The organism is Marinomonas posidonica IVIA-Po-181 (assembly GCF_000214215.1).
GTDB classification, from domain to species: domain Bacteria; phylum Pseudomonadota; class Gammaproteobacteria; order Pseudomonadales; family Marinomonadaceae; genus Marinomonas; species Marinomonas posidonica.
The window spans coordinates 2,066,777-2,087,018 of sequence record NC_015559.1 but is presented as its reverse complement, the minus strand read 5'-3'; the positions used below and the strand labels follow the sequence as shown (position 1 = coordinate 2,087,018).

The 20,242-nt window shown below is 41.7% G+C and carries 18 protein-coding genes; 12 read left to right on the top strand and 6 right to left on the bottom strand.

Annotated features, from left to right (window positions below):
• Positions 1 to 90 precede the first annotated feature (90 nt).
• From MAR181_RS09785 to MAR181_RS09770, 4 genes are all read left to right on the top strand, one after another.
• Positions 91 to 342, top strand: a complete 252-nt coding sequence (locus tag MAR181_RS09785) for a hypothetical protein (protein ID WP_013796430.1) — start codon at positions 91 to 93, stop codon at positions 340 to 342.
• A 193-nt stretch (positions 343 to 535) separates the two neighbouring features.
• The gene (locus MAR181_RS09780; RefSeq protein ID WP_013796429.1) at positions 536 to 4,981 is read left to right on the top strand and encodes a PAS domain S-box protein; all 4,446 of its coding nucleotides are present in this window, start codon (positions 536 to 538) and stop codon (positions 4,979 to 4,981) included.
• The gene (locus MAR181_RS09775) at positions 4,978 to 5,898 is read left to right on the top strand and encodes a GGDEF domain-containing response regulator (RefSeq protein WP_013796428.1); all 921 of its coding nucleotides are present in this window, start codon (positions 4,978 to 4,980) and stop codon (positions 5,896 to 5,898) included. Before MAR181_RS09780 ends, MAR181_RS09775 begins: the two co-directional genes overlap by 4 nt.
• 56 nt (positions 5,899 to 5,954) lie before the next feature.
• Positions 5,955 to 6,566, top strand: a complete 612-nt coding sequence (locus tag MAR181_RS09770; RefSeq protein ID WP_013796427.1) for a MarC family protein — start codon at positions 5,955 to 5,957, stop codon at positions 6,564 to 6,566.
• A 38-nt stretch (positions 6,567 to 6,604) separates the two neighbouring features.
• Here the strand turns inward: MAR181_RS09770 and MAR181_RS09765 are convergent, their stop codons facing one another.
• Positions 6,605 to 7,093, bottom strand: a complete 489-nt coding sequence (locus MAR181_RS09765; protein WP_041651717.1) for a putative 4-hydroxy-4-methyl-2-oxoglutarate aldolase — start codon at positions 7,091 to 7,093, stop codon at positions 6,605 to 6,607.
• A 112-nt stretch (positions 7,094 to 7,205) separates the two neighbouring features.
• A complete protein-coding gene (locus MAR181_RS09760; RefSeq protein WP_013796425.1) occupies positions 7,206 to 7,718 on the bottom strand; it encodes a hypothetical protein in 513 nt (170 codons plus the stop codon).
• A 35-nt stretch (positions 7,719 to 7,753) separates the two neighbouring features.
• On the opposite strand from MAR181_RS09760, the gene MAR181_RS09755 reads away from it, so the two are divergent.
• The 3 genes from MAR181_RS09755 to MAR181_RS09745 all read left to right on the top strand — a co-directional run bounded on the left by MAR181_RS09755 (position 7,754) and on the right by MAR181_RS09745 (position 11,995).
• The gene (locus MAR181_RS09755; RefSeq protein ID WP_013796424.1) at positions 7,754 to 8,902 is read left to right on the top strand and encodes a M14 family metallopeptidase; all 1,149 of its coding nucleotides are present in this window, start codon (positions 7,754 to 7,756) and stop codon (positions 8,900 to 8,902) included.
• A 36-nt stretch (positions 8,903 to 8,938) separates the two neighbouring features.
• The gene (gene efpL / locus MAR181_RS09750; RefSeq protein WP_013796423.1) at positions 8,939 to 9,511 is read left to right on the top strand and encodes an elongation factor P-like protein EfpL; all 573 of its coding nucleotides are present in this window, start codon (positions 8,939 to 8,941) and stop codon (positions 9,509 to 9,511) included.
• A 594-nt stretch (positions 9,512 to 10,105) separates the two neighbouring features.
• Positions 10,106 to 11,995, top strand: coding sequence for a methyl-accepting chemotaxis protein (locus tag MAR181_RS09745; RefSeq protein WP_013796422.1), 1,890 nt, complete (start codon positions 10,106 to 10,108; stop codon positions 11,993 to 11,995).
• Positions 11,996 to 12,081: 86 nt separating this feature from the next.
• On the opposite strand, the gene trmJ is transcribed toward MAR181_RS09745, so the two are convergent.
• The 3 genes from trmJ to MAR181_RS09730 all read right to left on the bottom strand — a co-directional run bounded on the left by trmJ (position 12,082) and on the right by MAR181_RS09730 (position 16,745).
• Positions 12,082 to 12,876: a tRNA (cytosine(32)/uridine(32)-2'-O)-methyltransferase TrmJ gene (gene trmJ / locus MAR181_RS09740; RefSeq protein WP_013796421.1), complete on the bottom strand. Its 795-nt coding sequence runs from the start codon at positions 12,874 to 12,876 to the stop codon at positions 12,082 to 12,084.
• 38 nt (positions 12,877 to 12,914) lie between these two features.
• A complete protein-coding gene (locus tag MAR181_RS09735; protein ID WP_013796420.1) occupies positions 12,915 to 14,204 on the bottom strand; it encodes a J domain-containing protein in 1,290 nt (429 codons plus the stop codon).
• A gap of 69 nt (positions 14,205 to 14,273) precedes the next feature.
• Positions 14,274 to 16,745 carry an EAL domain-containing protein gene (locus tag MAR181_RS09730; protein ID WP_013796419.1) on the bottom strand — a complete coding sequence of 824 codons (2,472 nt, stop codon included), beginning with the start codon at positions 16,743 to 16,745 and terminating at the stop codon, positions 14,274 to 14,276.
• A gap of 114 nt (positions 16,746 to 16,859) precedes the next feature.
• On the opposite strand from MAR181_RS09730, the gene moaC reads away from it, so the two are divergent.
• Genes moaC through MAR181_RS09715 form a run of 3 tightly spaced genes read left to right on the top strand, consistent with a single transcriptional unit; the run spans position 16,860 to position 18,036 of the window.
• A complete protein-coding gene (gene moaC / locus MAR181_RS09725) occupies positions 16,860 to 17,348 on the top strand; it encodes a cyclic pyranopterin monophosphate synthase MoaC (protein WP_013796418.1) in 489 nt (162 codons plus the stop codon).
• On the top strand, positions 17,335 to 17,589 hold the full coding sequence (locus MAR181_RS09720) for a MoaD/ThiS family protein (protein ID WP_013796417.1): 255 nt from the start codon (positions 17,335 to 17,337) through the stop codon (positions 17,587 to 17,589). Before moaC ends, MAR181_RS09720 begins: the two co-directional genes overlap by 14 nt.
• Positions 17,590 to 18,036 carry a molybdenum cofactor biosynthesis protein MoaE gene (locus tag MAR181_RS09715; protein WP_013796416.1) on the top strand — a complete coding sequence of 149 codons (447 nt, stop codon included), beginning with the start codon at positions 17,590 to 17,592 and terminating at the stop codon, positions 18,034 to 18,036.
• Positions 18,037 to 18,044: 8 nt separating this feature from the next.
• On the opposite strand, the gene MAR181_RS09710 is transcribed toward MAR181_RS09715, so the two are convergent.
• Entirely contained in the window at positions 18,045 to 19,292 is a 1,248-nt protein-coding gene (locus tag MAR181_RS09710; RefSeq protein ID WP_013796415.1) for a tyrosine-type recombinase/integrase, read from the bottom strand.
• 305 nt (positions 19,293 to 19,597) lie between these two features.
• Here MAR181_RS09710 and MAR181_RS09705 point away from each other — a divergent pair, with 305 nt between their 5' ends.
• Complete coding sequence (locus MAR181_RS09705; protein WP_013796414.1) at positions 19,598 to 19,876, top strand: hypothetical protein; 279 nt, start codon at positions 19,598 to 19,600, stop codon at positions 19,874 to 19,876.
• A gap of 56 nt (positions 19,877 to 19,932) precedes the next feature.
• The gene (locus MAR181_RS09700; protein ID WP_013796413.1) at positions 19,933 to 20,205 is read left to right on the top strand and encodes a hypothetical protein; all 273 of its coding nucleotides are present in this window, start codon (positions 19,933 to 19,935) and stop codon (positions 20,203 to 20,205) included.
• Positions 20,206 to 20,242: the final 37 nt, after the last annotated feature.

Here is a 20,242-nt window from a genome sequence, read left to right as displayed (position 1 = left end):
TCTTATCATAGAAAATGCTTTGCTAGCTTTATATTTACGCTTTCCTGTGGTCTAATTTTTTATGAAAAATTGATTCGTCAGGAAGCAAATATGTCATTAAATAAAACTATATTTTTACCGATTTTCACCAGTATCCTCGGACTGTCTTCAAACAGCCTTTTCGCCTTTGATGACTATTGCACACCAAAGTTGAATAAGTACCTTGATAATGTTCAAAAAACAGTTGATTCAAAGTATATCTCTAGCCGACAAAAAGACGTCGCGCAAAAGATTTTGGATAAAGTCAAAAACAGCCGTAATGACACCGAAGATTGTGTGCTGATTGATAAGTTGCTTCCTTAGTGTTTCGCCTGTTTTAATAGGTAAAAACAGAGCCATTCAAATGAAAAGACAATGTGCTCGATTTGTAAGTATGACGTTGTCTTTTAAACTAAAAATTCTCTCACTGCCATAGCTAATCTATAAATTTCTGTTATGTTTATGGGGTTATGTCAGAGCACACTTTTGTTTAGATTGGTTGTAATGGAGAAGGGAAATGTCAAAAATAGAGGCGGCATTAAATGTAGTCCAGGGATTGGTGGGAGCTTCTTATGTGGCTTTGGTGTATCGAAATGGCGAAACGATTTCAGTCGGTACCCTAGATAAGGTCATTTACCCTGATGCGTTAGCAACCAATATGGCGATGCAAGGTGCGTGTCGGTATCCTGATCTAAGTGCTGTTAATAATCTGACACCTATCTTGAGCGATGTCGCCAATCTTAGTTTTTGTTTTGTTGAGCCAGTGAGGCAGATTCAAGCCAGTTTAGTTTGTGTCGGTCATCATACGTATTCAAAAAAAACGGCGCAAACGGAAGCGGATCTTGCCTCTGTGGTGACCTTACTTTCCGCTATCGGCCATAATGATACCTCCGAAGTGAGCCAGCAGGACTTGCTCAATTTACACGATAATATCCCAGCTCTTGTCGCCTTAGTGGATCAAGACCTTAGATACGAGTTTGTTAACGATACTTATGAACGACGCTTGTCCCTTTCCCGACATGAAATTCTTGGTAAACGTATTAAAGAACTTATTCCTTCAGAGTTTTATGGGCAAATAGAAGGAAAGTTAAAGGAGGCTTTGCTTGGTGCCTCAGTTCAATATAATTACCAGGTTACGCTTGGGGAAGGACAAGAAACACGTTATCTAAAATCGTCTTATGTGCCTAGATTTGAAGCTGGTAAAGTCACTGGGCTGTATTTGTGCATGCAGGATATCACGTCACAAAGACGTGCAATTAATACGCTTAAGTCTCTTCATGCAGTGACGGCTGATAATTCCTTGTCCTTAGAAGATAAATTAGAGCGTATTTTAGAAGTCGGCTGTCAGCAATTCGCCCTCCCTTTTGGCCTTATAAGCCAAATAGAAGGGTCAAACTATGAAATAAAATATGCCGTGACACCGAATGGTGAAGTGGAAGTCGGTGCTCAGTTTCAAGTCGACGATACCTATTGTGTGCATACGTTTAACAATGACTTACCAACCTCATACCATCATACTGCAGAGAGTGATATTCAGAATCATCCTTGCTATCAGACGTTTACTCTTGAGGCCTACATAGGAGTGGTAATCTATGTGGGTGATAAGCGTTATGGTACTTTGAATTTCTCCAGTCCCAACCCTAAAAATGGAGGGTTTGGAGAAGACGATTATGAATTAATTAAGCTCTTATCCCAGTGGGTTGGTAATGCCATTAGCCGCCATCAAGATGAGTTAAATTTGCGATTAGCAGAACACCAAAAACATCTGATTTTGGAGGCTATTCATGAAGGGATTTTGGGCATCAGCCGTGAGGGAGAGGTAACCTTTGCCAATACTGCGTCTTGCCATATTCTAGGGTATCAATTAGAAGATCTATTAGGCAAGAACGTGCTAGCTTTGCTCGGTAGCACAGAGAAAAAATATCAGTCCTGCCAGCCGGTGATTGAGTCCATAAAAACAACTCTAGAAACGGGTCAAAGAAGCTATTCTAGGGCAGAGCATCAGTCTAAAAATGGCTATACCTTTGTGTGCGAATATTCTTGCATGGTGGTGCGAGACGACAATGATGTGATCACCGGAGCGGTTGTTTCCTTCCAAGATAGAACTGAGCAGATTCGTGCAGAACAAGACTTACACGAACAGAAGAAAATGTTTGAGTCATTGTTTGTCAATGCCCCTGAAGCCATTGTATTTGTTAATAAAGAGCGACAAATCAAAATGGTAAACCCTGCTTTTTGTGAACTGTTTGGTTATCAAGAAGAAGAGTTGTTAGAGAAAACGACTGAACAACTTTATGCCGATGAATCCGATTTCACTGAAAAAGGGCAAGAATATTATGGTGAAGCCCAAAAAATGTTCGATCGTTTCCATGTGTCGTATCGCAATAAGCAGGGCCATGTTTTTCATTCGGAAACCATAGGTAGCCGTATTGATGCTGAGGATGGCTCGCTGGTGGGTTACATTGCACATGTTCGTGATGTCAGTGAACGAATGGCGGTCGAGCAAAAAATGATCAATACAAACCTGCGTCTTTCCATTGCGGCGGATGCCGCTGGTATCGGGGTATGGGAACTTGATTTAAAAGATAGAAGTTTACGTTGGGACAAGTGGATGTATCGCCTTTATGGTATGCCCAGTGACCATGAGAAAGCACCATTAGAGGTTTGGGAAGATTGTGTCTATGAAGAAGACCGACTCAGATTAAGAGATACGTTTGAGCGAATTGAAAGTATTGGTTTTACGGTGCGACCAGAAGAAGATGCCACAGCGATTTCGGAAGAATTGGATTTTGATTTTCGTATCACTCGCTATGACGGACAAACTCGTTTTCTTAAATCGAATGCCGCTGTGGTGTTCGATGATGAGGGAGTGGCGACTAGATTGGTCGGTGTTAACATGGACATCACGTCGCGCAAAGAAACGGAAGAGTTATTGCGCTCAGCCAGTGAGCAGGCTGTTGCAGCGAGCAAAGCAAAAAGTGACTTCCTTGCCACCATGAGTCATGAAATAAGAACCCCGTTAAATGGGGTGCTTGGTATGGCTGAGTTGTTGTCTGGGACTAAATTAGATCGAGAGCAAGGTGAACAGTTAAGAGTCTTACAAGATTCAGGCGAAAGTTTGTTGGAATTGATTGATGGTATTCTCGATTTTTCTAAAATTGAAGCCGGCCATCTGTCCATTGAACGAGTGGATTTCGATTTAGAAAAAGCCATTTTCGATGTGGTGCGGTTGTTGATGATTAAGGCTGAAGAAAAAGGCATTGATCTATTAGTTGAATATGAAGATTCTTGTCCAAGATACTTGGTTGGCGATGTTTTTAGGATCAAACAAGTCATTACCAATCTTGTGAGTAACGCAATTAAGTTTACTCACGTTGGCCATGTATTAGTTTCAGTTAAAGGCCAAGTGGATCATCAGGGACAAGTCGCTCTGACGATGAGCGTTAAAGATACCGGTGTGGGTATTGCGAGGGATGTACAACCACATTTGTTTAGCGCTTTCGTACAAGCTGACAGTTCCACAACGAGGAAGTTTGGTGGTACTGGTTTAGGGCTGGCTATTACGAAACAATTAGTGGGCTTAATGAATGGTCAAGTGGCATTAGAAAGTGAATTAAATGAAGGTTCTTGCTTTAGCGTGTCTTTAACTTTGACGGAAAGTCATGCCAAGCCAAGAGTAGAGCACGTCACAGATGAAGCCTTACTGATCGGTAAGAAAACCATTGTCATTGATGATAATGAAACCAATTTGACCATTTTAAAGAATCAATTGGCATCCTCCGGCATTGTTGCCGACACAGAATCGCAACCACGTAAGGGCTTGTCTCGCATCCATTGGGCTTATGAGAATCAACAGCCATACGACATTATAGTGCTGGATTACATGATGCCAGATTTGGATGGTTTGATGTTGTCTAAGAAAATCCGAGAGTTTTGTGGTTCGTTATATCAACCTACTATATTGATCACTTCCTCGGCCGGGTTGTTATCGCATCAAGAGTTAACGGATGCCGGTATTAATTTGTGTATTGCAAAACCTATGGGCGCACTGAGTTTGAAGAAAGGCTTAGCCTATTGTGTTTCGAAAGAGGTTTTAGCCTATCAGGTGTCGACTGAGGAGCCAAATAAGCCAGATCAAGACAATACTGATCAAACTTACTTGCAAGAAGATGGTCGATGTGGCCGTATTCTAGTAGTAGAAGATATGAAAGCGAACATGGCGGTGGCTCATGGCGTCTTGTCTAGAATGGGGTTTGAAGTCTTAGAGGCAACAAATGGCGAACTTGGTGTGGAAAGTTGGCATCAGCACCAGCCAGATTTGATTTTAATGGACCTACATATGCCAGTCATGGACGGTTTGACGGCGATGAGACGCATTCGTCAAGCTGAGAAAGTGGAACAGCTTAATCGCGTGCCGATTTTTGCCTTAACGGCAGACATCATGCCGGAAACGTCAGCAGAGGTTTTTCGTGCAGGAGGTGACGGCGTTGTTCCCAAACCATTTAAACAAATACACCTTACACAATTGATTGAAGAATGGCTGCCGAATAAAAATCATCCTTCTTTTTCAACTCGGGATGTGATTCAACCAGCTGAAACTGAAATGAGCTCTGATCGAACATGTTTTATTGATGTATCAGTACTAGAAGAATTAAAACAAGCATTAGGGGATGACGTACAATTACTGGTTAATGCTTTTTATGAAGATGTGGATCAAATCATGGATGATTTCAACAAAATCGATTTTTCTGAGAATGAATTTGAGAATATTACTCGCTTGTCTCATAGTCTTAAGTCAGTTAGTCAAAATGTTGGTGCAATCTCCTTATCTGAAATGGCCGCTAAGTTAGAAGTCGAGGGTCGATTAGGGCAGGTTGTCAGTTTTGACCAAGATGTAAAGAATATGCTGATCACCTATCAAAAAGTGAAAAATGAATTACAACGAGTCATGGCGAATTTATGAAAGTACTGATTGCGGATGACACTAATACAGATCGTTTGTTGCTGAAATTACACCTTGCAAAACTTGGCTGTCAGGTAATCGAAGCTAAAAATGGGCAAGAAGCTGTGTCTCAGTATTCAGCGCATTTGAATGAAATCGACCTTATTCTTATTGATGTGCAAATGCCAAAGTTAAATGGTTTTGAAGCCGTTAAGGCGATTCGAGAAGTACAACAACAGAATAAGCAAGAGTGGTTTCCGGTTATCTTTTTAAGCGCCAGTGCTAATGAGAAAGATGTCGAAGATGGTATTATGGCTGGGGGAGATGATTACCTTATCAAGCCCATTAGCCAAAAAGTATTGGCTGCAAAGATGCATGCGATGAAGCGTATTTCAGACATGCGAAGTCGTTTAGTCGAGTCAAACAAGATGTTGGAAAGTTTGGCTTCTACTGATTATTTGACCGGCATCGCCAATCGTCGTTTTTTTGAAGTTAGTTTAGAAAGAGTGTTTGATGCTCTTACCAATGAAGGAGACACTTGTTTCGCTTGTGGTATTTTGGATTTAGATAAGTTTAAAGATATTAATGACAGCTTCGGGCATGACATAGGCGATAAAGTTTTAATAGACGTGGCGAGTTTGGTCCAAGAGCATATTGCAGAGAATGATCTATTCGGCCGCTTAGGCGGTGAAGAGTTCGGTCTAGTGTTAGTGTCAGAAAGTCGTGAGGGTTTGATACAGCGATTTGAAACGATCCAAAAACGAATTGAAGATTATCAGTTTGTGTATACGGGACAGTTAATTGAAGTTACTGCTAGCATTGGTGTTGTCGCTGTTTCAGATGAGTGTAAAACCCGAAATCAGCTTTTGAAGCGAGCAGATAAATTATTATATCAAGCCAAAACATCAGGTCGGAATCAAGTCTGTTATGATATCTAGACCCCGTTCGCTATTTTGATTAGAATGCTGGCGATTTTTATCTGTTTGAGTAGTTCATGAATATTGATTTTTCGATTTTATCGGCCACCTTGTTATTTCTCTTCGTAATCGATCCGTTTGGTAATATTCCCATTTTATTGTCTGCAATGAAGGGCGTGTCGCAAAAGCGCCAGTCTCAAATTGTCTTGAGAGATGGTTTGATCGGCCTGGCAATATTAGTGAGTTTTTTGTTTTTTGGTGCCGAGTTTCTGGCTTTACTTCATTTAGAAACCGAGTCTATTTCGATCGCTGGTGGCGTGGTGCTGTTTGTGATTGCATTAAAAATGATCTTTCCTAGTGTTATTCAAGCCGATAAACATCAGCCTATTGAACCCTTTATTGTCCCCATTTCTATCCCTATGTTGGCTGGTCCATCAACCTTAGCAACCTTGTTGGTGATGGTAAAAAGTTATCCTGGAGACGAAACTGGTTTGTTAATTTCAGTCTTTGCCGCTTGGGGCATTTCTGTCTTGATTTTAGCTCTTGCGCCTTTGTTGAATCGCATCTTAAAAGAAAAAGGCTTGGCTGCTTTGGAACGGCTGATGGGGATGTTGTTGTTGATGATGGCTGTGCAAATGTTAGTGAATGGTGTGAGAAGTTTGTTTACTCACACCATGGCGTCTTTGTAGCTTAGAAGGCCTATCCGAAATGTCGTAAAGTACTAATGCTATTCAGGTAGTGTTAGTGCTTGTTTTGACACTAAGGTGCCATTTAAATCGCAATAGATGTAATCGCCTTCGGCAATTTGAATACCAGCAAAGCAAAGTGTTCGCCCAAGATCACCCAACCCTCTTTTCTCTGTTGGTAATGGATGAGCGCAAAGGGCGTGAATCCCTATGTTTAAATCTGCCTGAGCCTGCACATCACGAATCGCGCCATTAATGACAAAGCCTTCCCAGCCATTGTTAGCTGCTTTCTCGGCTAACATGTCTCCTAATAACGCTCGCCTTTTGCTGCCGCCTCCGTCGACGACCATGACCTTGCCCTGACCATTTTCAGTGACTAACTCTCGCACTCGACTATTGTCTTCAAAACACGAAACGGTAACGACTTGTCCATAAAAGCAGGTACGTTTGCCGTATGATTGAAAAACTGGCTCTGCAATTTGAATCAGTTCAGGGTATAGGTCACACAAATCGGGTAACAAGTCTTTCATCATAATGTCTCTTTAAAATGGTTGGTTACTCATGACTAAACTCTAAAATAGGACAGGTTAAGCGACCAGTTTTAAATCTTCATATTGAGTATTGATCAACTTGATGTGCGATTCATTCCTCAACAATTAAATCATTAGGGTCAATTAAGTCATGTTCAGCCGCGATTTGGAGCAGTTGAATGATCAACTCATCCGGTGCTAATAAATGCAAAGGAGTATGATGGCCTTGCTCTTCAAGTGCCTTAGTTAAATTGACACCTTGCTCTTCAAACCAGTGATGAATACTTTGCACTTCAAAGCTTGGGTCCAAGCCTTTAATATCGTAAGTCGCATTAACCAATGTTGTGATCAATTCTGGGTCTAGTGCGTAGATCACATCGGTATCAAATTCATTTGTCCATTCCGCTAAAATGTCGCTGCCTTCGAAGCCAAATTCATAAAGCTGTTGTTCATCTAAATCGTGTAGGTTTTGTTCGATCTTATGTTGATCTAACCACTCGTCATCTGGAATCACGAGCACTTCTTTTACTTGTGCTTCATGGGTGGACCAAGTGAAAAGGAGTGGGAAAGCTGGATCGTCAGAAGAGTTGGCGACAGCCGTGATGAATATAGGTAAACTTGCCATATATTAGAACCAATGTTGCTTGTTAAGGAAGAAAAATGACCAGCCGAATCAAGATCAGCAGTGCATTTGACGGTGGAAATATATCCGTTATTAATGCCTCAGAGCCGGACAATATTAGAGTAAAAATCCCTAATGATACAAACTCTAAATTTTTACAGTGGTTTTATTTTCGTTTGCAAGGCGGCATGGGAGAAGAATGCGTCATTCAATTTGAAAATGCCAGTGATGCGGCTTACCCAGACGGTTGGACGGATTATCAAGCGGTGGCGTCTTATGATAGAGAAGACTGGTTTCGTGTTCCCACTGACTATCAAGATGGTAAGTTGGTTATTCGTCATCAGCCCGAACAGGACAGCATTTATTATGCTTATTTTGCCCCGTACAGTTATGAGCGTCATCTAGATATGATTGCTTGGGCTGCCAGTCATGAGGATTGTATTACCGATCATTTAGGTGAAACCGCTGAAGGTCGTGATATTACCTTATTAGAAGTCAGTAAAACGCAAGGTTTAGCGAAGAATATTTGGATCATTGCTCGCCAACATCCAGGTGAAACCATGGCGGAATGGTTTGTCGAAGGATTACTTGAGCGACTGTTCGATGAATCCCATCCGATTGCTCGTCATTTATTACAGCAATGTCGTTTTTACATTGTGCCACATATGAACCCGGATGGTGCTGTTCATGGTAATTTGAGGGTGAATTCAAAAGGCGTGAATTTGAACCGTGAATGGAAAAATCCGACCCAAGAGTTTAGTCCTGAAGTACTGGCTGTGCAGAAGAAAATGGCGGAAACAGGAGTGGATCTATTTTTAGACATCCATGGGGATGAAGCCTTACCCGTTAATTTTGTTGATGGTTGCCAAGGCGTACCTTCTTTTGATCAGCGTATGGCTGAAATGGAACAATTGTTCAAACAGGTGTTTTTGTCAGTCAGCCCTGATTTCCAAACCGAGATTGGTTATACACCAGACCAGTTTGGTGAGGCCAATTTAACCGTTGCCACCAAATGGGTAGGTGAAACATATCGTTGCTTGTCTTTTACGTTGGAAATGCCGTTTAAAGACAATCAAAACCTGCCCGATGAAGCAGTAGGATGGTCCCCTGAGCGAGCAAAAATATTAGGCGCAGATGTTCTTTATCCAATATATCAAGTGATTCAAAGTGCCTATATGAAGGCGTAAGTCATAATCGTTTAATTTTTTGTTAGGAAGATAAGCATGCCTAAGGCAAGTGATATTAAAAAAAATGCCGCCATTGAACTTGATGGCAAAACTTACATTGTAAAAGACATTGAACGTTCCGTTCCGCAAGGTCGCGCAGGAGGCAGTTTATACCGGATGCGCATGTACGATGTGGTATCTGGTCGCAAACTCGATGAGACTTTTAAAGATTCTGATATGATAAATCTAGCGGATTTAATTCGTCGACCTGCAATGTTTTCTTATTTAGATGGTGATGAATACGTCTTTATGGATAATGAAGATTACACACCTTACAACTTGAATAAGGTTGCGATCGAAGAAGAAACACAATTTCTTAATGAGGAGACGGCTGGTGTACAAGTTGTCTTAGTGAATGATGTGCCCGTTGCATTAGACATGCCGACAAATGTGGAGTTGGAAGTCATTGAGACAGACCCTTCAATTAAAGGGGCGTCAGCAACGTCTCGAACCAAGCCAGCCGTTTTATCAACTGGGGCTGTGGTGCAAGTGCCTGAACATATTTCAACGGGCGATCGTATTAAGGTGAATGTTGAAGAGCGTAAGTTCGCAGGAAGAGCAGAAAAATGATTTTTGATGCGGGTTCATGATGAATGGTAACGCGAATCAAGCATATAAAGACGTTCAATTAAAAGAGTAAATTGGCGGTGTAACGTCGAAATATGAGGTTAATGCCATTAAAAAGCGTTGTTATTGAAATAATGCTTCTAACTGGAAACAGGGAGAATAAGAAAATCTCTATAGCTAGGGAAGGTGCGAATAAGTCTTCTGGACGTTAGTCTTATCAGAGAAAGGTCTATCAAGGCAAGAGTGAGCAGGAATGAAATACTTTTTAATCACTTTTAACACAGAGAGGCCGATTCTCTGAAAGACCCGAAGGGCGAGAGCTAAGCTCTCTTTATTCTTTGTTAAGCTTGTTGCCAATATACTGATATTGGACGGCGAAACTTGCCTCGAATAAAAAAGAGTTATTGCCACGCTGACCCCTACATGGATGTAGGGGATTAGAGCAACGCAGGAGCACGTTGCCGTAGCCAGTGAACTTGTTCGTACCTTCCCTAAGTAAGTATGTTACTTATTTTGAAAAATCTTATCTATTGCAACAGGGTTAAGCCACGAATTGTGGTAAGCACAGCATTTGTTTGAGAGACGTTGAGGTTTAAAATGACATTACATCGAAAATTGATTTTAGTGAGTTGTATAACCTTGGTTATTACAGCTTGTATCTTAGTGGCTATTTCACTCACATCCATGCGTGGCCAGATTCTACATGATGTAGAGTCTGGTATGCATCAATATGGTGTTAGCAGCGCAAGTCGCATCAGTAGCTGGCTTGATAGCAAGCAACAAGTTGTTCGTTCCATGAAAAAGATTATTGAATCTGATCCGAACAATGATGAAGAAATTGTCAAATCCTTGATTCAAGGTAAAGTGGCTGGCGATTTTATTAGTGTGTTGTTTGGTACGGAAACTGGCGATGCTTACCGAGTGAATGGTAAGAATACAAAAGCGGGTTATGATGTGAAAGTCCGTGATTGGTATCAAGCTGGCGCGAATTCTAATGGCCCGACTATTACTGAGCCGTTTTTTGCCTCATCGTCTAAAGTGTTTATTTTGTCATCGGTAGATCAAATTCAATCCAATGGTCAGTTTTTGGGTGTGGTAACCGCCAACGTTGCTTTAACTGGCATCAATGACGTGGTTTCCAGTTTGAAAGCACCAGGTAATGGGATAGCTTTCATCGTATCAGATAGTGGTAATGTGATTTCTTATCCAGATGGAAGTTTGAACAACAAACCGCTTAGCGAATTGAAATCGAATTTAGATTTAGAACGCATCAAAGACAATGTCAGAACGCAAGCGTTAGATGACGTGAGTATTGGTCAAGATGAATACTTGATGTCATCAGTGCGCATCGAAGGCACCCCTTGGTCTTTGGTGTCGCTAGGTAACAAAGCGACATTGTTGGCGCCAATTCAAAAGCTTATGCTTTATCAGGTCGTTACTGTCATTGTTTTAATCATAGCGTCTATTTTTGTACTGACTTTGTTGATTCGGATTTTATTAAGTGATCTTTTAAAAGTGTCAGCGGCTTTGGAAGACATTGCTCAAGGTGATGGGGATTTAACCGTAAACATTGTCACCAAAAGCAAAGATGAAGTGGGTAAGCTGGCGACTAACTTTAACGGTTTCGTTCTGAAATTGAGAGAGATCATTAAAAACATTGATAATTTGAGTAATGTTTTATTTGAGCAGTCCCAGTCCAGTGCCCATTCTGTTGCCGAAAGCACCAAGCGCTTAACTCGTCAGCAGGACGAAATGGTGTCGGTTGTGGCCGCCGTCGAACAAATGACAACAGCCACCCAAGAAATTGCAACGAATGCCGAGCAGACTGCGCAAAGAGCCAATAACACAGTGGACATTAGTAGCAGTGGACAAGCGTTAGCCAAAACCAGCTTGTCATCCATTAGTCAATTGGCGCAAGAGGTCACGCTTGCAACGGATGTGATTACTGAGCTTAACCAACAGGGCGATAAAATTAATTCGATCGTTTCTACTATCAGTGACATTGCTGAGCAAACGAACTTGCTAGCCTTAAATGCGGCAATTGAAGCTGCTCGAGCGGGTGAGCAAGGACGAGGTTTTGCTGTTGTAGCGGATGAAGTGCGAGTATTGTCTCAACGAACTCATACGTCTACAGAAGAAATTTCTGGCATGATTTCTCGTCTTCAAACGACGACAGCCAAAGCAGTTGACGTAATGGCGCTATGTCATACATTGGCATCAACCAGTGTCGATGATACAGAGAAATCTGGTAGCAGTTTTGCGGATATTGCGAAATCGATTGATATGATCAATGGCATGACAGCACAAATTGCTACGGCTGCAGAAGAGCAAACAAGTGTGATCAGTGAAATTGGTCAAAATACCTATGCGATTCGTGAGGTTTCCACACAGCTTCAGTCGGAAATGGGAGAGGGCTTGGCGCAAGCAAACAAATTGAAAGAATTAGCTGAGTCTCTTCGAGGTCAGGTTAACAAGTTCAAGCTTTAGAGAGTAAGTACTGTCTTATTTGGCGGTATATCAAAAAGGGCATTGTTTTCACAATGCCCTTTTTTGTTTTCTAGAGGTGTTATCAATCAAGAAGCACTTGAGCTTGATGAAGTGTTGTTATCCTCTGATGTAGGTTTATCAGTTTGTTGATGATTATTGGCGTCGACCAAACCTGCTTCTCGCTGAACGGCTGCTAATACACCACGCAAAATACCAAGTTCTTGTTTTTCTGGTCGAGAACGATTGAAGAAGCGGTGTAATTTATCGAGCACTTTACCTGGATGATTTCGAATGATGAAATTGATGCCGTAAAGTGTCTCTTCGAGGTGGTTATAAAAAAGGTCCATGTCTTTTTTATGTGGGTATTCAGGTATTTCTTTCTGGGCAAAGCCTTTATTTTGATTGGCCATCCAGATTTCATAAGCAATAATTTGAACCGCTTGAGAAATGTTCAACACTGGGTATTCATCATTCGCATCAATATAAACTTGGCGATGACATTGGGCAATTTCCTCGTTTAGTAAACCAGTGGTTTCACGTCCAAAGACAATAGCAACCTGATGGTTAACGGCTTCAGGAATCACACTTTCAGCACATTCACGAGCGTTCATAATAGGTAACTGAAAGGTTCTATGTCGTGCACTGGTGCCAATGACCAAACTGCAATCCGCAATGGCTTCTTCAAAGGTAGGAACTATGGTGGCATTTTCGAGTAAGTCCACCGCGCCAGCTGCACGGCTGGTAGCTTCGTCAGAAGGGTAGTCATTCGGGTCTACCAGATATAGGTTTTTTAATCCCATATTTTTCATAGCACGGGCAATCGCCCCCACATTACCTGGGTGGAAAGTGTTGATTAAAACGATACGAATGTTGCTTAGCATGGATATGAATTACTCGATAAATTGGCTTTACAAGGTGTTTATAAATTGCTCAATGTAAGGGTTTGTTCTGTGCTAGCAAAGTCAACATTATCAAGGATAATGCGTTTCTTATCATTGAAGAGAAATTGCTGGCAGGCGTGATGATACAGGGATCCTGTCTCAAGCACCAATCGATATTGTCCCCTTGGAATGAAGTTGGCGGCAAAAGCTTGTTTTTTATTTAGATAGATGGAAAAAGGCGGTTTGCCATCAAAAGACTGAAAGGTTAATAAACTTTGGCTAGGCAGCTGATTTAAAATGCGCAGACGGCTATTGCCTTGTGCAGATCCGATAAGTTCACCATGATCAGGAGCGATACCAGGGTAACCAAAACAGCCCGTTTTTCTGGCATTTCTAATACTGCCAAAGCCGGTAGATTGAGCTGGCAACCAGCCATTTTTATTTTGATAGCGAATGGTTAACCAATCACCTTGCTGTTTGAACACTTGGACATCTACTTGGGCAGGTATGTCTTCCAACACCTTACTGGTGCTGTCAGGCTCAGCATAGAGTGAACTGGCTTGTAAGGTGTAATTGGTACCAATCCGAAACTGAGGGTATAAGCCTGCGACATAGCGTGGGTTTGGAGTGTCCATCTCTGTTAGTGCGTTCTGATCTTGCCAATATAGGGTGGCGTAAATGCCTGCCGCAAAACAGGCTATGTAAGTGGCCGCTCGAAAAGCGGCTTTAGCAGCATCCAGTTTAACCGCATGAACTTTCGGGCGGTCTTCTGTTGATTGTTCCATCTCATCGTCTATAAAGCTTTGATAGGGCGGAATATCATAATTTGTTTGCTGGCTCGATGAACCTTTGTAGCCGTCAGAGGTGAAGTTTTCAGATGCTTTAAAGGCCTCTTCATACAGTGCTTTAATGCGTTTTTCATTAAGGGTATTTCGAGCTGCTTTAATGGCTTCATTGCGAGTTTTTTCTTGATGAGCATTATTGCGTTTCATTTCTTCATAAGCGCGTTGTCGCTCACGAATGAAAGCTTCTTGCGCTTTATCGCTTGCGTTATTTGACTGGTTGCTATGACGAAAACCCGCAGTATGGAATGGATCCGGTTGGGTGAATGAAAAAGGTTTCCAATCAGCGGTTTGAGCACCTTGACGTATGGCGTTTTGGACATTTTCATAAGCCGCTTGTAAGCGTTGGAAATGTTCTGTGGTATCGGTTTCGGGGTTTTTGTCTGGGTGATATTTCCTTGCTAGACGTCTAAAAGCACTTTTGGCTTCTTGCTCACTTGCATTGGTGGGAATTTCCAGTAGCTGATAGTCGTCTAATAGGCTCATGATGTTCAATATAATGTGTCGTCAACTAGCGATGAGGTTCATTATGCCTGAATTCGAGATTGGTACAAACTATTCACAAAGAGTCTCTTGCAGTAGTAATAAATAGTCGTCTGGACTCATGGGTTTGTACAAGAAATAACCTTGTCCAATTTCACACTGCCAGTCTTTGAGTGTTGCCAGTGTTTGTTGGTCCTCAATGCCTTCCGCAACACTGGTGATGTTTAATTGCTGGCAAAGGTGAATCATGTTTTGGCATAGGTATTGGTTGGATTTCTGTTTAAGCAGACCCATGACAAAAAACTGATCAATCTTCAATTCATTGGTTTTCAATGTGACTAAATTCAACATGGAACTGTAGCCAATGCCAAAGTCATCGATGGACAATTTGAAGCCCGTTTTATGAAGCTCTTCAACGTTATTATTCACAATATCATTATTGTGAAACATACTGGTTTCAGTGATCTCGAGGGTAAATTGCTCAGGGGTTAATTGATGTACATTGATACTGTTATAGACTTTTTGTGCAAAATCGGCTTGCAGCAAGTCCAACGCTGAAATGTTCAAAGATAAACTGGTTGTCTTGAGCAGATCTTGATGCTGGCTTGCCCAGACAAAGACTTTTTCAAATAACATCTCTGTTAATGGGTAAATCAAACCGGCTTGTTCTGCCAAGGGGACAAATTCTGCGGGTGATACAGGGCCTAATTGTTCATTGTGCCAACGTAATAGCACTTCTCCGCCAATAATTTTATTGGTTCGTAAGCAGACTTGAGGTTGGATATGGTAATGGAGTCTGCCATTTCGAATGTCTTCTCGTAGCAGGGTGATAATGGTGAGTTGTTGCGCGTGATCGCTTTTAAGTTCATCCGTAAAGGCCGCCCAAGTACCAGAAGAGAAGGTGACGGAATTATGGGCAATAAGCGCATTTTGATAGAGTCTGTCCAGATTGCTTCCTTGGCTTGGAAAGAGGGCACTGCCTATTTTGTATTGATGACGGAATTGTATTTTGTTGAGCTGAGTTGGATGCTCTAGCATCTGTTGAACTCGTTGTATCTGTGTTTCTAACATATTGGGCGTCGTGCTGATGAAGGCCAAATTCCTAGCCGTCATTCTGATGAGCCTTTTATGAGTTTTGTTTGGTAAATGAAAAGCAAGCAATCCTTCTATAGGTTGGATATGTTGATGAAGTTCTTGCATTAATTCACACATAACCGCATCGGCTTTAGCTGGACCAAAAGCCTGACTTAATGAATGATGGTTAATGATGTCTATGATCACCAGAGCCATGGGCTGTTGGTTTTTAATTTGCAGCTGAATCTGGTTTGGTAGCTCGTCAAAATAGAATAAACGGTTTGGTAAGCCCGTTGATTGATCGGTTAAAAGCTGTAGTTGACGGTTGCGCTCACTTTGCTTTGCTTTATCGGCTAGGGCGAAAGAGAAGCCAAGTAATTGAATAATACTAAAGGCGGGGAAAATGGCCTCAGTAAAATCGTTAATTGGAATCAATTTCCAAAACAGTAAGGTGTTTATAATGCTTCCTGCAATTAGGAACAGCCAAGAAAACAGATAGAACCTGACGGCAATAAAACCTCGTATGAAAGCCTTGACACCCCAATAAGTGCAGCTAATGAACAGAAAGACCTCTATTCCAGCAAAGAGTCCAGCAACCGTTTTTACAGGTAAAAGTGCATTACACAGTAAAAAAATGATGAAGATCCAGTCGCCGTGACGCGCGAGAAAGCTTTTCGGCGAAGGCACTTTGACTTCCCTAAGGAAATGCAGACTAAAGCGGAATAATAGCCAAGCACCGACACCAAAAATCAGGAAGATATTCGCCACTAACCATTGACTGAAGGCTTCGTTAAACAACCAGCGACTAAAGCCTGTGATAATGGAAAGAGCGATGAACACGAGAGCATTTAAACCTAGGTAATAAATAAAACCGGCTTGCCTTAACAGAATGAAGACCAAGGCGTTGTGTGCTAACAAAATAACAAGACAGCTAATAATCGCGGTCCAGAAAATCAGTTTTTGCAATCGGCTAAATTCGGCCTCACTATTATTAAGCAGACGCACTGGGGTCAGTAAGGGGCTATCGCCTGCTTTTCGAATGAGTAAATGAGTTTCATTGAACGGTGACAGTATGATGGGGATGAGGATGCCATCGTAGACGGCACCAAGTTTGTTCCAGTCTTGTAAAGCCCCACGTCTTAAATGTTCGACCAACTGAGTATCATGAAACACATAAAAATCCAGCTCTTCAATAACGTAATAATCTAACTCTAGATAAAATGTTTGCTGTGAAAAAGGGTAGGTTTTGGGAAAGGTAATCTTGTGCCAGTAGGCATGGTCCGAAAAGTCTTGTGAGCCCTCGTACAAATCAGTGTTGTACTCTTGGTATAAAGCTTCTTTTGGCGTTAAAGGTGTTTTTTCAGCGAACGTTGGAAAGGCATTGGCTTCGATTTGAATGTCATAGGACCAGGAGACTTGTGAGACGAGCAAGGCTGTGAATAGGCAAATTAATCTTATACCGCCGTTCATTCTCTAAATGTCCTATCTTAATTTGAAACTTCTCCTTGTTTTGGCTTGCAATCCGTTCAGCTTTCTTAAAATATAGGTGAAATTTTCAAATATGTTGATTTGTTTAGGATATATATGAGCGATTCGTTAACGCATTTAGATCACCGTGGACATGCGCACATGGTGGATGTTTCAGATAAAGCACCCACTAAACGGACTGCGACAGCACGAGGTGTATTGACTATGCAGCCTGAGACGTTGACTAAAATATTGGCCGGAGGTTTCGCTAAAGGCGATGTTTTGGCAACCGCGAGAATAGCAGGTATACAAGCGGCAAAGAAAACCTCAGACCTAATACCACTTTGCCACCCCTTGATGCTCACCAAAGTCAGTGTTGATATTGCACAATTAAATGAACATCAATTAGAGGTGCTTTGTACATGTGCATTGTCCGGCAAAACAGGGGTGGAGATGGAAGCCTTAACCGGTGTCAGTGTGGCAGCGTTAACCCTATATGATATGTGTAAAGCGGTAGACAAAGGCATCGTTATTGAAAATGTACAGTTAGTAGAGAAAACCGGTGGTAAGAGTGGTGATTGGAGCGTAACGAATGAGCCAGATTAACGTGGTCTTTTTTGCTTCACTAAGAGAAAAGCTTGAGATGAGCGATTATCAATTTGAAATTGATCTGCCAGTAAGTGTTGGTGACTTAAAGCAAGCTTTAGCCAGAGACATTAAAACTGGACATCACTTATTGGACTCTAGTGTTCATTCATCGGTAGATTTTGAATTTACACGAGATAATGACATGGTACCGACCTCGGCTCGTGAAATTGCCTTTTTCCCAGCGGTAACTGGAGGCTAGATGATTCAGGTGCAAGAGCAAGACTTCCAGGTTCAAGAGCTTTATCAAGACTTGTTGGAAAAGAATGTAACCGGTGCGGTTGCTATGTTTGTCGGTTTAGTCAGACATTTTTCGGATCAGCCTGTCGAAGCCTGTAGTTTTGAGCTAGAACATTATCCCGGCATGACAGAGCACAACCTAGAAAGTATTGTTAATGAGGCAAAAGAGAGATGGCCTTTACTAGATGTGACCGTGGTGCATCGGGTTGGCCAATTGTCCATTAATGATCAAATCGTGTTTGTTGGTGTTAGTGCAGCGCACCGAGCCGAAGCGTTTGCAGCCTGTGATTTTATTATGGATTATTTAAAGAGTCGGGCTGCCTTTTGGAAAAAAGAAACCCAGGGCGATAAAAGCCAATGGGTTTCAGCGGTTGAAAAAGATGAACTAAGCTTAAAACGCTGGTCTTAATGTCTGTATTAATGTGGTCGTAGACTTTTTTTGCGGCCACTGGCATGGCGCTCACGATACTCGGTATCAATGTACTTATCAGTAGTGGCCATACTAGCGTGACCAGCATCTTCTCTTACATGTTCTTTTGGTCTAATTTTTACATCTTCTGAAATGCCCGTATGGCGTAGCCAGTGAACCGTGGCGACGCGTAAATCTTCGGCGTCTGTTCGCATGCCATCTTCACACATACGCAAATACGCTTGATCAAAACACGACTGAACAATATTACGGACTTGTCGAGTACTGGTCATTGCGCCTTGCCCGCGATTTTTCGGAATCAGTGGTGTGGCTTCTGCGACGGTCGGTAAACTGGGTAAGTCTCGGAACTGCCGATAACGCATTAAAGCGTTCAACATCTCATCTGAAACGGCCACTAGACGTTCTTTATTGCCTTTAGACAGTACCTTAAACCACCAGTGGCCATCTGAGTCCTTAGTAAAGTCGCCCATAACAGGGGCGGATCTTTCATCCGCGACTAATTCCGAAATACGTAAATACATACCCAATAAGGCATTCATGATGAAGAGGGTTCTTTCATGAGTTATTGGATCTTCATCCGCCAGCTGTTCTGCTGTTTCAATGACATAGTCCCATTGTAAATTGGAAATGCGACGGACTTGTTTTCGAGTCACTTCTTTTTTGACAAATTTACTTTTTTGACGAATCAGGGCAACAGGATTTTGTTGAACCGCATCTTCTTGCATGAGAAAGCCAAAATACGACGACAGAATAGAAAAGGTGGCTCTAATGGCAGCTTGAGACAAGGCATGAGTTTTGGTTTTAGGCGTGTCGCCATTTTTAAACGCTAATTTACTTACATGTGCGACGAAAGGTCGCCATGATTTGTTCGGCGTCCTCTGTCCCATATGCAATTTAAAGCGTGCGACATTTTTGGTACCTATCCAGCTTTCTGGTGGTTCAATACAAAAATGAATGAAGTCTTCAATTTGTTCTCGACGTAATTCACTGGTTGGGGTCTTGGCAATATTCCAAGACCATAATAGGAGGCGTTCTACCTCTCGTCGATAGGAATTAAATGTGGCTTGTGAGCCGTTGTAGCTATAAATGAAGCAAAGGGCTAATTGCAAATCTCGATGATATTCCGCTTTCGCTAATTGTGGAGCATTTGGTGTCAGTGATGCCGCAATGGCTTCAAACTGCGTAAAAGGATTGGGAAGGTGTTCTAAATTATCAATGAGTGCTAACGGTGGCATGAGTTGTCTTCTGCTTCATTCTTTTATGTTACTAGGCTTCTATTCTCAGCCAAGTTGGCTACCTTCACAAGTATTATAAATAAGTTCAATAAAATATGTGTTTGTTTTTTTATTCCTTATTTGCTGATTTAAAGAGTGTATTTATGTGAATTTGGTTCAATTTTGTGTTGTTTAATTCGTATTTGGAAAAAGAATGGAAGCGAGGTCGAAAGACTTTTTTATTAACCGAAAAAGACTACTATATCTCTACCGAAGCAAAACAGCTTCATAAAACGATTTAAATTAAATCCTTTTAGGAGGTAAATATGAAAACGTTAACAAAAGCCGCTCTAACACTATTAACAGCGACAGTAATGACATCTGCATTTGCTGGTTCTGATGATAACTATTCAGATCGTATTCAAAGTACAAAAGCAGGTATCGAAGCTTTATCAAACACTTTAGAAAATATGGGCGCGACAGTGGATGCTAGCGTTGATTTAAATGGCGCTTACACACCGAGCCAAAAAGAAGCGGTTTATACTGAAGTCTATTCTAATCTACAAGATCAGTTCGATGCGCTTCATGCTCAATCAGCTGAATAATATTTAGTAAAATCCGATTCACAATTTAATTAATCAATTTTTAAAAGGATATTATTATGAACAACTTAAATAAAACCATTCTTACTCTAGTAACAGTCTCTGTTTTTTCAACTGCCGCAATGGCTGCATCTGACGAAAGTGCTTCTGATCGTCTAATGAGCGCTCGCGGCAGTGTTGAAGCGCTGGCCATGACACTGGAAAACATGGGGGCAAACGTTGATGCCAGTGTTGATTTAAACGGTGCTTACACTCCAGCTCAAAAAACGGCTTTATACCTACAAAAACATGATGCTTTACAAGCACAGTTTGATGCTCTACAGGCTGAGTAATAATTGTGAATGATAAAAAGCCAGATGGGCTTGTCTC

What these genes read in the sequence shown, in the direction of transcription:
- moaC (WP_013796418.1), top strand. Translation starts at nt 16,860, where the DNA reads ATGAGCGATTCGTTAACGCATTTAGATCACCGTGGACATGCGCACATG.
- MAR181_RS09755 (WP_013796424.1), top strand. Translation starts at nt 7,754, where the DNA reads ATGACCAGCCGAATCAAGATCAGCAGTGCATTTGACGGTGGAAATATA.
- MAR181_RS09760 (WP_013796425.1), bottom strand. Translation starts at nt 7,718, where the DNA reads ATGGCAAGTTTACCTATATTCATCACGGCTGTCGCCAACTCTTCTGAC.
- MAR181_RS09715 (WP_013796416.1), top strand. Translation starts at nt 17,590, where the DNA reads ATGATTCAGGTGCAAGAGCAAGACTTCCAGGTTCAAGAGCTTTATCAA.
- MAR181_RS09720 (WP_013796417.1), top strand. Translation starts at nt 17,335, where the DNA reads ATGAGCCAGATTAACGTGGTCTTTTTTGCTTCACTAAGAGAAAAGCTT.
- MAR181_RS09710 (WP_013796415.1), bottom strand. Translation starts at nt 19,292, where the DNA reads ATGCCACCGTTAGCACTCATTGATAATTTAGAACACCTTCCCAATCCT.
- MAR181_RS09785 (WP_013796430.1), top strand. Translation starts at nt 91, where the DNA reads ATGTCATTAAATAAAACTATATTTTTACCGATTTTCACCAGTATCCTC.
- MAR181_RS09765 (WP_041651717.1), bottom strand. Translation starts at nt 7,093, where the DNA reads ATGAAAGACTTGTTACCCGATTTGTGTGACCTATACCCTGAACTGATT.
- efpL (WP_013796423.1), top strand. Translation starts at nt 8,939, where the DNA reads ATGCCTAAGGCAAGTGATATTAAAAAAAATGCCGCCATTGAACTTGAT.
- MAR181_RS09770 (WP_013796427.1), top strand. Translation starts at nt 5,955, where the DNA reads ATGAATATTGATTTTTCGATTTTATCGGCCACCTTGTTATTTCTCTTC.
- MAR181_RS09780 (WP_013796429.1), top strand. Translation starts at nt 536, where the DNA reads ATGTCAAAAATAGAGGCGGCATTAAATGTAGTCCAGGGATTGGTGGGA.
- MAR181_RS09730 (WP_013796419.1), bottom strand. Translation starts at nt 16,745, where the DNA reads ATGAACGGCGGTATAAGATTAATTTGCCTATTCACAGCCTTGCTCGTC.
- MAR181_RS09775 (WP_013796428.1), top strand. Translation starts at nt 4,978, where the DNA reads ATGAAAGTACTGATTGCGGATGACACTAATACAGATCGTTTGTTGCTG.
- MAR181_RS09705 (WP_013796414.1), top strand. Translation starts at nt 19,598, where the DNA reads ATGAAAACGTTAACAAAAGCCGCTCTAACACTATTAACAGCGACAGTA.
- MAR181_RS09745 (WP_013796422.1), top strand. Translation starts at nt 10,106, where the DNA reads ATGACATTACATCGAAAATTGATTTTAGTGAGTTGTATAACCTTGGTT.
- MAR181_RS09700 (WP_013796413.1), top strand. Translation starts at nt 19,933, where the DNA reads ATGAACAACTTAAATAAAACCATTCTTACTCTAGTAACAGTCTCTGTT.
- MAR181_RS09735 (WP_013796420.1), bottom strand. Translation starts at nt 14,204, where the DNA reads ATGAGCCTATTAGACGACTATCAGCTACTGGAAATTCCCACCAATGCA.
- trmJ (WP_013796421.1), bottom strand. Translation starts at nt 12,876, where the DNA reads ATGCTAAGCAACATTCGTATCGTTTTAATCAACACTTTCCACCCAGGT.